At 43.2% G+C, this 12,852-nt stretch carries 17 protein-coding genes; 5 read left to right on the top strand and 12 right to left on the bottom strand.

The annotated features are described in order from the left end of the window. Window positions 1–203: 203 nt before the first annotated feature. Window positions 204–2,870, top strand: coding sequence for an EAL domain-containing protein (locus ACMXYU_RS04525; protein WP_415900404.1), 2,667 nt, complete (start codon window positions 204–206; stop codon window positions 2,868–2,870). Window positions 2,871–2,873: 3 nt separating this feature from the next. On the opposite strand, the gene ACMXYU_RS04520 is transcribed toward ACMXYU_RS04525, so the two are convergent. From ACMXYU_RS04520 to ACMXYU_RS04490, 7 genes are all read right to left on the bottom strand, one after another. Continuing rightward, window positions 2,874–3,329 carry an HPP family protein gene (locus tag ACMXYU_RS04520; protein WP_415881946.1) on the bottom strand — a complete coding sequence of 152 codons (456 nt, stop codon included), beginning with the start codon at window positions 3,327–3,329 and terminating at the stop codon, window positions 2,874–2,876. Between the two features lie 88 nt (window positions 3,330–3,417). Further along, window positions 3,418–3,900 (bottom strand): DoxX family protein, encoded by a 483-nt coding sequence (locus tag ACMXYU_RS04515; RefSeq protein WP_415900403.1) that lies wholly within the window; start codon window positions 3,898–3,900, stop codon window positions 3,418–3,420. A 41-nt stretch (window positions 3,901–3,941) separates the two neighbouring features. Continuing rightward, window positions 3,942–4,709 carry a putative DNA-binding domain-containing protein gene (locus ACMXYU_RS04510; RefSeq protein ID WP_415900402.1) on the bottom strand — a complete coding sequence of 256 codons (768 nt, stop codon included), beginning with the start codon at window positions 4,707–4,709 and terminating at the stop codon, window positions 3,942–3,944. Beyond that, window positions 4,699–5,610 carry a DUF692 domain-containing protein gene (locus ACMXYU_RS04505; protein WP_415900401.1) on the bottom strand — a complete coding sequence of 304 codons (912 nt, stop codon included), beginning with the start codon at window positions 5,608–5,610 and terminating at the stop codon, window positions 4,699–4,701. The genes ACMXYU_RS04510 and ACMXYU_RS04505 overlap by 11 nt, the downstream gene beginning before the upstream one ends. Before the next feature lie 21 nt (window positions 5,611–5,631). Beyond that, complete coding sequence (locus tag ACMXYU_RS04500; protein ID WP_415891564.1) at window positions 5,632–5,922, bottom strand: DUF2282 domain-containing protein; 291 nt, start codon at window positions 5,920–5,922, stop codon at window positions 5,632–5,634. Between the two features lies 1 nt (window position 5,923). Then, window positions 5,924–6,262: a thioredoxin family protein gene (locus ACMXYU_RS04495; protein ID WP_415900400.1), complete on the bottom strand. Its 339-nt coding sequence runs from the start codon at window positions 6,260–6,262 to the stop codon at window positions 5,924–5,926. Between the two features lie 5 nt (window positions 6,263–6,267). Next, on the bottom strand, window positions 6,268–6,744 hold the full coding sequence (locus ACMXYU_RS04490; RefSeq protein ID WP_415881952.1) for a YHS domain-containing (seleno)protein: 477 nt from the start codon (window positions 6,742–6,744) through the stop codon (window positions 6,268–6,270). Window positions 6,745–6,894: 150 nt separating this feature from the next. On the opposite strand from ACMXYU_RS04490, the gene ACMXYU_RS04485 reads away from it, so the two are divergent. Then, the gene (locus tag ACMXYU_RS04485; RefSeq protein ID WP_415900399.1) at window positions 6,895–7,725 is read left to right on the top strand and encodes a cupin domain-containing protein; all 831 of its coding nucleotides are present in this window, start codon (window positions 6,895–6,897) and stop codon (window positions 7,723–7,725) included. A gap of 70 nt (window positions 7,726–7,795) precedes the next feature. Then, window positions 7,796–9,085 (top strand): diguanylate cyclase, encoded by a 1,290-nt coding sequence (locus ACMXYU_RS04480; RefSeq protein ID WP_415900398.1) that lies wholly within the window; start codon window positions 7,796–7,798, stop codon window positions 9,083–9,085. A 22-nt stretch (window positions 9,086–9,107) separates the two neighbouring features. Here ACMXYU_RS04480 and ACMXYU_RS04475 read toward each other — a convergent pair whose 3' ends face one another. Continuing rightward, entirely contained in the window at window positions 9,108–9,983 is an 876-nt protein-coding gene (locus tag ACMXYU_RS04475; RefSeq protein ID WP_415900397.1) for a DMT family transporter, read from the bottom strand. Between the two features lie 174 nt (window positions 9,984–10,157). On the opposite strand from ACMXYU_RS04475, the gene dksA reads away from it, so the two are divergent. After that, window positions 10,158–10,565 (top strand): RNA polymerase-binding protein DksA, encoded by a 408-nt coding sequence (dksA, locus tag ACMXYU_RS04470; RefSeq protein ID WP_415900396.1) that lies wholly within the window; start codon window positions 10,158–10,160, stop codon window positions 10,563–10,565. 9 nt (window positions 10,566–10,574) lie between these two features. Here dksA and ybaK read toward each other — a convergent pair whose 3' ends face one another. From ybaK to ACMXYU_RS04450, 4 genes are all read right to left on the bottom strand, one after another. After that, complete coding sequence (gene ybaK, locus ACMXYU_RS04465; RefSeq protein ID WP_415900394.1) at window positions 10,575–11,048, bottom strand: Cys-tRNA(Pro) deacylase; 474 nt, start codon at window positions 11,046–11,048, stop codon at window positions 10,575–10,577. Between the two features lie 36 nt (window positions 11,049–11,084). Then, complete coding sequence (locus tag ACMXYU_RS04460; RefSeq protein WP_415900393.1) at window positions 11,085–11,654, bottom strand: hypothetical protein; 570 nt, start codon at window positions 11,652–11,654, stop codon at window positions 11,085–11,087. Further along, window positions 11,654–12,193 (bottom strand): YSC84-related protein, encoded by a 540-nt coding sequence (locus ACMXYU_RS04455; protein ID WP_415900392.1) that lies wholly within the window; start codon window positions 12,191–12,193, stop codon window positions 11,654–11,656. The genes ACMXYU_RS04460 and ACMXYU_RS04455 overlap by 1 nt, the downstream gene beginning before the upstream one ends. A gap of 96 nt (window positions 12,194–12,289) precedes the next feature. Then, window positions 12,290–12,517, bottom strand: a complete 228-nt coding sequence (locus tag ACMXYU_RS04450; RefSeq protein WP_415890583.1) for a DUF3820 family protein — start codon at window positions 12,515–12,517, stop codon at window positions 12,290–12,292. A 78-nt stretch (window positions 12,518–12,595) separates the two neighbouring features. Between ACMXYU_RS04450 and ACMXYU_RS04445 the strand changes: the two genes are divergently transcribed. Continuing rightward, entirely contained in the window at window positions 12,596–12,838 is a 243-nt protein-coding gene (locus tag ACMXYU_RS04445; protein ID WP_415890582.1) for a Rho-binding antiterminator, read from the top strand. Window positions 12,839–12,852: the final 14 nt, after the last annotated feature.

Raw genomic sequence — 12,852 nt, 5'->3', positions numbered from 1 at the left:
AAAACCGAGGGAGCCTGTTACTAGACACATCAGGTTTTTGAGTCGTAGGGATTGGAATGGATAATCATTTTATTGATCTTCACCCTAACACTTTATTATTTATATGATTATTCTTATTCACATGTTTTTTTTATGGCTTTAAATCAACTATTTTAGATAGCCTTGTTTTTGAGTCATCAGGTATTGAGAGAACATTAGTATTCATGGACACTTCTAGTTTTACAGGCCTAATCAATAACGTCGCCCTACTGCTCGCAATGGGGATCGTTTATGACTCGCTTGGCCTGCAAAACATTCGTAATCACCTACTTCGAGACAGTATTTCTGGCGTATTAGTCGGCCTGCTTGCTATGGCGGTCATGCTGACTCCTTGGGAATTAGAACCTGGGGTATTTTTTGATGCTCGTTGGGTGTTAATCAGCTTATGCGGTCTATTTTTTGGAATTGTACCTACCTGTATCGCCGTAGTAATGGCGGTAAGTCTGCGAATTTTTCAGGGAGGGGCAGGAATTTATGTTGGCTCATCAGTGATTATTTTCTCGGCTGCCATCGGCTTAACTTGGCGGTATCTAAGTGATAAATATCAACAACCCCTGAACTGGTGGCGTTTGTATCTGCTGGGCCTTGTGGTACAAGTCGTTGTACTAGGTTTGATTCTGTTCATGCCTGCTGATTTGCGTTTCAAGATCATCGCTGCGATAGCACCCACCATTCTGACGTTCTACCCCATCGGCACCATGCTCCTCGGCCTAATTCTTCGAAGACAACAGGACCGACGAGACGCTGAACGAGAAGTGTTGATCAGCCGGCAAAACCTAAACCGTGAACGGGGTCTTCTGAAAGGTTTAATCGACGCATTACCTGATCATATTTTTATTAAAGATACGCAAGGTAAATACCTCGGCTGTAATACCGCTTTCCAAGACTTTACAGGTAAAAGCGAAGCAGAAATTACCGGCCGTACTGATTATGAGTTATTTGTAGAAGCACAAGCGGTTAAAAATGAGCAAGAAGAACAAAACGTTATCGACCACCTTGCCTCTAATAGTCAGGAGCAGTGGAGTGATAACCAATCGGGCGATCGAATACTCTTAAACACCCTTAAAATGCCTTTCTGGGATACAGATGGCCAACTACAAGGCTTAGTAGGCATTAGCCGAGATATCACTGAAGAGCGCAAAGCCCAAGAACATATTCTAACCCTATCTCAAGCCATAGAGCAGAGCCCCGTTTCAGTTGTAATAACAACACTGGATGGTCAGATAGAGTACGTAAACTCTACTTTTGAGAAGGTCACTGGCTACGATAAAGAAGAGATTCTTGGCCAGAACTCCAGAATATTAAAGTCCGGTCGCACACCGGTTGGTCGTTACGCAGAATTATGGCAGCACCTAATTCAAGGCAAAGCATGGCGTGGTGAGTTCCAAAATCAGCGCAAAAATGGAGAGATATTCTGGGAGGAAGCCCATATTGCGCCCGTGCACGATTCAGAAGGCAAAACTAAATATTACTTAGCGGTAAAACAGGATATTACACAACAGAAAGCGCAAGAAGAGAAGATTCTTCACCAAGCGCACTTTGATAGCTTAACTAACCTGCCTAATCGCTTCCTTTCTCTTAACCGTTTGGAAACTATGCTCCTTGAAGCGAGAAGAAAGAAGCACTCTGTAGCTGTCCTCTTCCTCGATATGGACGACTTTAAAAAAGTTAACGATACGCTCGGACATGCCACGGGTGATAAAATTCTGGTTGAAGCAGCTAAGCGATTAGAGCAATCGGTACGAGAGATAGACACTGTTGGCCGTTTGGGTGGCGATGAATTTATTGTCCTACTCAACCATTTAGAGAATGCCGAACAAGCTCAGCCAATTGCACAAAACCTAGTATCCCAATTCCGTAAAGCGCTGAATGTGGATGGCAGGGAGATTATGCTGACTATGAGTGTTGGCATATCTATTTATCCGAACGATGGAACGGACCCTGCTGAGCTTCTACGTAATGCCGATTCGGCAATGTATCACTCTAAAGCGCAAGGCCGTAATAGCTATCACTACTTCACCGAAGAGATGAATATAGGGGCTGAGCGCCGTTTGTTATTAGAAGAGCAATTACACAATGCTCTTCAGCGTAAAGAGCTGCATGTCCTATATCAGCCCGTAATCGACCTAGATACACAACAAATTGTCGGTGCAGAAGCCTTATTACGTTGGAACTCGCCAACATTAGGAAATATACCGCCTTCTGAGTTTATTCCTGTTGCTGAAAATACCGGTTTAATCGTAAACATCGGTAAGTTTGTACTTAAGGAAGCGATGCATCAGAGCAGTCACTGGATCAAAACATTGCTGCCGCAATTCCATATTGCTATCAACCTATCACCGCGTCAGTTTAGAGACCCTCAATTGATCGACTACATCACTGAACAGATGACAACACATCAAATTCTCGGCTCTAACCTAGAGCTAGAAATTACCGAAGGTGTATTAATGGCACAACACGCGGATATTGATGAAGCGATTGCAAAACTCAATGAGCAAGGCGTCAGCATATCTATGGATGATTTCGGTACTGGATATTCCTCCCTCAGTTATTTGAGAAGTTATCCATTTGACACCCTCAAAATCGATCGTAGTTTTATCAGTGATATCTCTGTCGACCCTGCCGATTTAGAGCTAGTTTACGCCACCATCGATATGGCTCACGGTCTTGGTTTAAGAGTTATTGCGGAAGGGGTAGAAACTCAAGAGCAGATGAATTTACTACAGAATAAACACTGCGATATGGCCCAAGGTTACTATTTTAGTAAACCCGTCACACCCGATGTCTTTGAAACCATGCTAACCAAACAAGTTAAACAGCCTTGTAGTTAGCCATTATTCAGCAGGCTGCAATCTTGTCTGCGTCTGCTGAAAAATCTTTCCCACGAGCACAATCATAATCGAGCCAATCAAAACTGGTGTTACTAGAAAGGCCCACCCCTGACTGGATAACATAATTAAGATTGGATTAGCACCCGCCGGCGGATGTGTTGTTTTACTCAACAACATAGCACTCACACCAAGTCCTGTCGCAATAGCAAGAGTTAGCGGATTCACTTCAAGAAACTGGCTAAAGAAAATGCCGATAAAGGCAGTAATCAAATGTCCTAAAATCACATTTTTCGGCTGGGCCAACGGGCTATGCGGTACCCCAAATACCAGCACAGCAGTTGCCCCAAAAGGCGCCATTAAAAACGCAATGTCTTTAAATGATGTTTCCAGCAGGGCTAACAAACCTATAGCAACAGCAGCGCCAAATCCGGCAACGATGGATGTAGTGATCTGCTTCATATTAACCTCAATAAAAAGTGAAATTTTTCAGCAAAGAAGTGACTGATTGTTCAGTCACTTCCTCTCTAAAAGTACCTACAGATAAAGCCTATAGGCTAGGCTCCATTTCAGCCTTGTGGCGGTTAAGTAGAAACTTGTTGGAAACGTGATCGACAGAAAGCACACCACCACCGTATATAATGATTTGCGCAAGCACGAGTCCCCAGATGTAATGTAGATACAGTGCCGCTGGTGCAATTTCGACCAAACTAATCACAGCGACTACATTCACAAAAAATAGGCCAAGAGCAGAAAAGCGCGTCAAAATACCAGTGACTAGCAAAACAGGTAAGATCAGCTCGCCCAAAGTGCCTAAATAAGCCGCCAGCTCAAAAGGTAAAAACGGAACCTGATACTCCTCTTCAAATAGAAATAACGTTGTATCCCAATCCTGAATTTTGGTCAGACCGGCATTAAAGAACACCTGCGCTACGTAAAAACGAGCAATTAACGACACAAGATCATGAGTTTTAGCCAATTTACCTTCCCCAGCTAAATAACCTTTATAAAACTTACTAACGATAGAAATCATCTCTCAAACCTCTCAAAAACCTTTAATAACTGAATTTCGATTTACTTGATGGCAACCAACCATTGCTGGCTTATCGCCTGTTCAATCCAGCTAACAAAATCAATCTCTTGGTGCTTACCTAATAAACGCTCAACACTCATGCCTGCCAGAACATCTTTAAACCACGCATATTCTTGAACCGTTAGCGTTTTAATACGCGCGTGATAATCCTGTTGAAATACCATTGAATAATGAGGAGCCGAATTTCCCACCAGCAAGCGATAAAGCTCACCCTCATCGAACTCAGAGCCCTCTGGTACCTGATGTAAATTCCATAATTCATACACAGGAAAATGGCTTTCCATGACCTGTAAAGTCGGCGATAGATGAAGTGAGACGGCGTCCAAATCACTTTCAGTTAAGCTTGAAAGCGTCTCCACTTCTAAATGAGTAGCCTTTCCTCTCGCGGCCTGATGTACAAACCACTCCAAACGGGCGATTTCAGACAGATAGGCATGATCATCAGCCAGAGGACTTTCTGAGATGAGCGCGGGCAACATCACACCCCAATCAGCCCAATCCCCTGTATTAGGTAACTCTTTTTTAAGTAACTGATCGGTAAAAGCGATAATCGTCTCATTACCCACCATTTTCTCCAGTACTGGATACTTCAAAGAGATCGCTCTTGCCGCAGTCATCAGGAGATTATTCTGATAAATTTTTAACCCCTGACTTATTCGGTCAGTCGCTGTATCGCTTTCATCTTTCGAAAAAATTAACGTCATCAATGCAGCTTGACGACGAACGAGCAATGTTGAATCAGACAGCATAAGAGAGCCTCCCAGTGTCATAGTGAACTTCCGTGGAGATAGATCTCGCTTTTGCAGCTTGATCAAGCAGTGTGCTCCAAGAAGGCAAATTGTTATCCCATTCGATTAGGGTGGTAACTGCACCAAACAAGGCAACCGCATCGCGATAGAGCAACCAACATTCAGGTGATACTGGCTGACTGTGATCATCAATGATCAATTCACCCTCTTTCACCTTGGTAAAACCTGCCAGATGGATCTCGCCCACAGCATTAGCAGGGATTTCTCGTAACCACTTTCGGGCTACAGTTAATGGCTTTTGATCATTAAAATTGCGCGCATTTACTAGCAAATTGTTGAGATCCACCAATAAGCCACATCCCGTTTTATCTTCCAGTTGAGATAGAAACTCGGTTTCACTCATATCAGAAAAGTTGAATTCCACATAAGCAGATAAGTTCTCAACTAAAATCTGACGCCCTAATAACTGCTGGACCTGATTCACGTTATCAACCATTACCTGCAAGCTCTGTTGAGTAAATTCAAGAGGTAGAAGATCCCCAGCATGCACAGATTTTCCATTGATATTGCTCCAAGTGAAGCAAGCGTGGTCAGAGATCAATATGGGGTTAATCTGCTGTGACAGTTGCTTTAAACGTTGCAGATAATCTCCGTTAATACCCACGGCAGAACCTAAACCCATTGAAGTCGAATGCAGACTAATTGGATATTGAAGGGCTATATCACTCAACAACTCAGGTAGCATTCCACCTTCAGCAAAGAAGTTCTCCGCGTGTATCTCCACAAAATCAATGGAAGATGTCCCTAGTAACGCCTCCTTATAGTGAGGATGACGCAACCCGACTCCAATCTTTGATAAACCTCGTTCATCGCTATTATTAGCTGTGCTTAAACTGGACATCTTCTTTCTCCTGATTAAACCTTATGACTTCTGCTGAGCTTCCTGATAACGCTTCTTAGCTTCAGCTTTCAGTAGGCCACCCATATCTTTACAAGTACCTTTCGCGACCAACTTCCACTCACCTGGGTCGTTATCCACTTTGGATTGACCCGCACAAGAGTGAGTACCTGCCAAATTGCCACAATCATTCTGTCCAGCTAGCGCAACGCCGTAACATTTTTCTTTTCCACCAGCATGAGCTGCAGGTACAGTTGCAATAGAAGTCAGAGCAACGGCTAACGCTGCTGTAGCAATACGTTGTTTATTATCCATTTCACTTCTCCAGTTCTTTCTGAATTGATAAATGTTGTGCAACCCACTCATCAAGTTGCTTTAATGGCACCGACCCCACCTGCTGATCCAGCGCCCTATCTTTTGCCAAGAGTACTAACGTGGGAACTGCTCTAATCGCGAATTTCGCAGCTAACTCCTGCTGTTGATCTACATCCACTTTTAGAACTTTAAGTTCACCGGCATATCGCTCTGCCAAACTATTAACGACAGGAATCATCTGTTGGCAGGGACCGCACCATTTAGCGCTGAACCAGATCAGCGCTAAAGGTTGCGAGTACTCATGTCCATTTTCTGAAAACGTAAGTCTCGACTCAGGCATGAGAATTAGTCTTCGGCGTTTGCAGCTGCTACAGATAGATCTTCAATACCTGCCCAAATACGATCTGCTGTTTTTAGGTTGCCCGGTACATCAGTAAGCCATTTTTTCTGCACGTCTTTGTTCAAGTTCAGATACAGCTTGCCGTTTTCGATATGGAATGCTTGTGGATCAACATCTAGCTTTTTGTTTAAAGCCACACCCATCGCGCAGTAACCACCATATTGAGGTGCGTATTTGTCGGCATTGGCGTTAAACAGATCACGGTTTTTAGCACTTGCGAAACGGTAGATTGCACCATCATGAGTCGCTGTAAATTTTGCAGAACCCTCAACCGCTTTATCATTAGTAAAGTAAGCAACTGGGTCGTAACCATGAATAGCAACATCGTTAGTGCCAATGTTTACAGATGCCGCAAAGCTCATGCTGCTAAGAAGAAGTGCGCCGGCAGCTGTTGCTAGTTTCAAAGTCTTTGTAAATTTCATTTCTTTTTCCTCGGTTAATGGTTTAATGAACACTCAGACATATTGGTAAATATGTTGCGCTGTTCTTGAGATATAGATTACGGGGAACTACCGAGGGAAAGGCCGCTCTAAATCCAGCAAAAAGAGCCAATCGTCCAAAAAGGAGGTTTTATGGATACACTGAGCAAATTACTGCAAAACCTAGAGATCAATGCCGAGGTTTTTTTCAGTGGTAGCCTCTGCGGTATTACCGGATTTGATGACGATAAGGAATCGGGCTACTTACATTTTCTGGAATCAGGATCGTTAACACTCACGACAGATGAAGATCACAGGATCGAGCTGCATACCGGCGATGTGATTTTTTTCCCCAGCGGAACTAATCACAAACTCACGATAGCCCCATCTGAAGATGCGAAACTAGTCTGTGCGACTGTTAAGTTACCTCCTGCCCACCAAAAACTCTTAGCCAACTATCTACCTAAGTTTCTTTGCATCCATATAGAGGAAGCCGGTTCTATTTCGAATACAGCTCATCAAATCTTCGAAGAGGCATTTGCAGAACAGCATGGCAAGCAACTGATGATCGATCGCTTATGTGATGTATTTATGGTGCAGGTACTTCGCTACGTGATTGATAACGGCACGGTCGAGTTAGGTTTAATTGCGGCCGACTCCCATCCTCTACTCAGCAAGCTGATGCAACAGATCAAAGAGAAGCCTGAATATGAATGGACGGTTGAAGAGATGGCCGAGAACGCAGCTATGTCTCGCTCGAAGTTTGCCGCGCTCTTCAAAGATACAGTAGGTCAAGCGCCTATGGAGTATGTGACTGGGCTAAGAATGGCGCTAGCGAAAGGTTTACTTAAAAATAATCGCCCCGTGGGGCTCGTCGCCAACCAAGTAGGCTATGAAAATGCGTCCTCCTTGGCCAAAGTCTTTAAAAAGCACTTTGGTGTCACACCTAAGCAATGGGTAAAAAATTATTTAGGCCCAAAATAATCGAGCTGGTATACAAGTTCTGCCTATAATAAATTGGAACTTGTAGTCGCAATTTTGTACCTGAGACGCTATGGATCTTTTAGAAATACTCAATCAACAGCCACAAGGTATTGCAGAGCTAACCTCAGATGAGGGCCGTTATCTCTTCTTAAATCGCAAAGAGATAGAGCTTCGTGGTTTATCTGAAAGTGCTTTAAAAGGTTCATCGATTTTCAATCTATTCAATCAAGAGCAAGCTAAACAGCTACGAGAACTATTTCAGCAATGCTCTAATGCCTCAACCGATCAACCAATCTACTTTCACTATCAAAAAGACGATCTGTATTTCGAAATGCGATTAGTTAAACATGGTGAAAATATCTTAAGTACCCTTTCCGATGTAACCGCACAACAAGAGTTAAAAAACCAATTAGCGCAAAACCAAGAAACCATAAAATGCTTAGATGATGCCGTAAATGGTGCCAACATTGGCTGTTGGGATTTCTATCCACAAGAAGGCAGAATCATTGCTAATAAAACCTGGGTTACTCAGAAGAGATATAAAGATGATGAGTTCAGAGAGGATGATTCGCTCTTCTCTGAGGTAATCGATGGTCTTGAGCGCTGGTCCTCTATCGTTCACCCTGATGATTTAGAACCTACGGTTGAATTGATCGAAAAACACCTGAATGGTGAAACCGAAATTTATGACGCTAAATTTCGCATGATATGCGGTGATGGCAAATGGCGCTGGATACATGATGTTGGTCGGGTATTCCTTAGAGATAAAAATGGCAATGCCATTCGCATGAACGGAGTACATATCGATATAACTGAGGCTCGCACGCTAGAAGAAAAAATTGAAAAACTCGCGGTTACCGATGCCCTAACCGACCTATTCAATCGCCGTAACTTCCAATACTTATCTCAAGCAGTCCTAGAGCGCGCTAAAAGGCAGCAAACTTACTTTTGCCTGCTTATCCTCGATGTTGACCATTTCAAAGCCTATAACGACACATATGGCCATCTAAAAGGTGACGATGTTCTAAAAAAAGTAAGCCAGGCGCTTAAAGATAATATTCGTCAAGGGGAGGATTATTGCTTCCGCGTTGGCGGGGAGGAGTTTGCGGTTGTCTTCACTCAAGAAAGCAAAGAAGCCGCTGATATTTTTGCGAATCGTATTCGACAAAAAATCGAAAAGCTAAAAATCCCTCATAAAGAGAACAGCGCTAATCAATTTATCACCGTATCAATGGGATTATCCTGCACACAAAACCTCTCCGATAAAACCCAAGTCAGCGATCTTTATAAACGAGCCGATAAGCTTTTATATCAAGCTAAAGAAAACGGCAGGAACCAGTTAGTCAGCAAGTCCTATTAAAGCAATAACACTATGTTCTGCATTACTGTTTCACACGTTCTAAAATCTGTTTACCTGTAATCACGATCATGATCCCACCCAGAACTACAACTGAGGCGATAACTAAACGCCAGGTAACCTCTTCACCCGCAAAGGCAACACCACCTGCTGCTGCAATCACTGGGACTAGCAACTGTACAACCGCAGCTTGAATCGCTGATAACGAGCCTAAAGCCTGATACCAAATAGCATAACCAATCCCCGAGGCTAAGCCACCAGACAGAATCGCCAACCAAATGCCTTCTGTAGATAAAGACGCATCATCAAAGCTCAATAAAACCAAAATCAATACAAAAGGCAGTGTGCGTAAAAAGTTATAGGTCGTATCCCCCAAAGGATTGTTAGAGCCCTTCCCTGCTAAGGTATAGAAGCCCCAAGCCACGCCAGCCATTGTCATCAGGCCAAACCCAACAGCCGAAGGTGTCGCTAAACTAGGGAAGATCAAATAGACAAACCCAGCAAACGCAACGATCGTTCCTATCCACTCCATTAAATGGAGTTTATTGCCTTTAAGCATGTTAATTAGAATGATAGATATCTGAACCGAGCCAAATAAAACCAAGGCTCCTATGCCTGTTTCTAGAGTGATATAGCCATAAGAGAAAGTGATAGCGTAGGCAAAGAGAAAAAACGCACCTTTCCAACTGCCCTTTGCTGCATTGGCTTTTCCTCTATTCATAAAGATGAATATAGCCAGTAAAACAACAATGCCTGACAGCAATCGAATAGAAGTAAAACTTGCAGCATCAATAGTTTCATCTCCCAATGCTAAGCGGCATAAAACAGAATTACCGGCAAAAGCAATCAAAGCGATTAAGGTATATATAAAAACTTTAAGGGTCTGCACATCCTTATTCATGATGGTTCAAACATCCACAACTGATAGTCAGACCACCATACCATGGAAATTCACTGGAGCTAGCGATTCCGATAACTTAGCCATAGCTTCTTAACATCATAAAAATTTCCACGGCCACAAAAATAAATGCTATAACATTACATTATATCATTTTGACCAAGTTTTGAGGAAAGCATGACAATAACAAAAGAAGAACTCTTGAATGCCAGTTCTGAGGACTACATGAATGACAGTCAATTGGAGTTTTTCAAGCAATACTTAGAGCAGCAAAAACAGGAAACCATCGCTCACATCCAAAACGCCCAAGCTCAATTGAATGAGCGCCCAGAGATGAATGACGATGCTGATCGCGCTCAATATGAGGAAGAATCTCGCCTCTCGCTCAGAATTGTCGATCGGGAAAGTAAGCTACTACCAAAATTCGACTCAGCCCTAGCGCGCATTCGCAACGGTGAATATGGCTACTGCTTAGAATCTGGCGAAGAGATCGGTATTAAGCGCCTACTACTCCGCCCTACTGCAGAGTATTGCGCCGATATCAAAGCGGTACGTGAATCGAATGAACGCTTATTTCGTGAATAAAAATTCCGATTAACGCCCAATGGCCGCCATTTTTCCTGACGTTAGTTTGAGCAGATCCTCTGCTGACATCTCGATCTCTAAACCACGGCGGCCCGCACTCATACAGATGGTTTTAAAGTTGCTAGCACTTGCGTCCAAAATAAGCGGTAATCGTTTCTTTTGGCCTAGTGGGCTGATGCCCCCCACAACATAACCCGTTGCGCGTTCTGCATCTTGCGGGTTTGCCATAGTGACTTTCTTTGCTTTTAGCGCTGCAGCAATAGCTTTCAGATCTAGCTGACCAGACACAGGTACAACGCCAACAGCGAGTTTTTTGTTGTCACCACCGATCGCGACTAGGAGGGTTTTGAAGACTTGGGCAGGATCTAAACCCAGCGCTTGCGCAGCTTCTTCGCCGTAGGATTCAGCACTGGGATCGTGTTCATATTCATGAACTTGATAGGCTACTTTGGCTTTTTTAGCTGCATTGATCGCTGGGGTCATTCTTTATCTACTCATATCACTCAGGTCGAACAGTGTTTACTTAGCACTGCCGCCCGTTAGGATATCAGCAATATCGATGATGTCGACTACTGTGCCTTCACCTTTGCCCACTTTAATGACTTTATCTTTGAGTTTGATAATCTCAGTCGCCGCATCACCTTTGGGTAAACGAGAAAGAAGATCGTCAGGCAGATATTCAGCATTATCTCGTAAGTCTTTATCTAACACTTCTCCACGGGCTACTTTCTTTTGCCAACCTGGAGGGAGTTCACCGCCACGTTCTAACTTTTTCTGCAAACCTTTAGGCAGCTCCTTCATCTTGCCTTTGTATTTACCTGTTCCTGATTTGGCATTTTCATTGTAATAATCTTTGATGGTCTCTTTCTCTTTGTCAGAAAAGAGATCATCCAGAATAGACTTCGTATCACTTACGATGGATTGCTCTTCTTCGGTATCCTTATCTTTGTTTTTGTAGTTTTTAGCCGCTTGCTTGGCCTCTTTTTTAGCTTGATGCTTATCTGCGCCTTGGCCCGCCCACTCAGGCTTGGCAGCGTATGTATTTAAAGCTAATCCACTGATACATAGGGCTAATAATAATTTTTTCATCATCTCTTCCTGCTAATTTTTGAGCCTTCTAAAGACAGGTTATACATCAATCCTTTATTAGAAAAGATAAAACCAATGATCGGGTCTTTAATCGTGCTGGTATCAATTTCGCCACCCGCACCTATAGTTACAACGGCAACACTGCCATCAACACCCGCTTCCCAACCATCGCTACGCTTAAACTGATTCAAAGCAGCATCAGTCATAAAAAGAATTATCTCTGACTTAATTTGCGCACCTAACTGAAACCCAATCGATGCCGCAGCAATTGTGTAATAGCCGGTTGTTTTACCTTTTTCTAAAAGCTTTCCTTCACCATACTCACCACCGATGCCTATACCCGCTTTATAAACCTCGGGGAAAACTAAAACCCCTTTGGCTTGCTGGACTAATGTTTGGCCAGCCGAGCTGTGTTGATAAAACTTTTGTAAGGCTTCTGTGCTTTTAGCGTTAATTTCAGCTTTGGAGGCTGAGTAAGCATTAAAGCTGAATAGTGCTATCCAACATGCGAATAGAAAAGATGATAGTTGTTTTGGCATGAATCCATCCTTAAGCCCGTTGAGGTTAACTAAATAATAGTCGCTCGAGGCTATATTGGGATGGATCAATGGGTGGATTGAAAGTAAAAAAGCGCGTTAGGAGTATCGCGTGTTTCGTAAAGGCTGCAATACCGATTCTAAGCCGTTAATGCGGATTTCTAGCATCAGTTCTAGCAACGAGCCAAGCTCCCCATTTGGAAAACCTTTTTTTGCGAACCAAAGCAGGTACTCTTCGGGTAGATCGAGTAGTACTCGCCCTTGATACTTACCAAATGGCATCTTCATATTAGCCAGTTTAAGTAGATGACGTTTATCCAGATCCAATGCTTTCCCCTTAACAGCCTGTTATTTCCAGCGAGCAAACAGTATTCTGTAGAAAATAATAAATAGTGGGTTTAGGCCATGGCTGACAAGCAAGCGTATCAACCTATCAATTGCGAAATTCATGACGGCTACGAATTAGCCTGTATGCGCAACGCTATCCATCTTGTTGAATGGAAAGAAGATGATACCGCATTTAGCCAGCGCTTACGCTTTCTTGATCTCGAATATACTCCGGAGGGGGAGTTTCTGATTGCCGAAGATCAAGAAGGTAATAACTATAGAGTTCGTTTAGATTCTATCTCTAGCCGCCTACCCTACTAATCCTCTTAAGGGCC

It is taken from the genome of Neptuniibacter sp. QD48_11 (assembly GCF_047778095.1).
In the GTDB taxonomy this organism is placed as follows: domain Bacteria; phylum Pseudomonadota; class Gammaproteobacteria; order Pseudomonadales; family Balneatricaceae; genus Neptuniibacter.
This window is presented reverse-complemented; position numbering and strand designations above follow the sequence as displayed.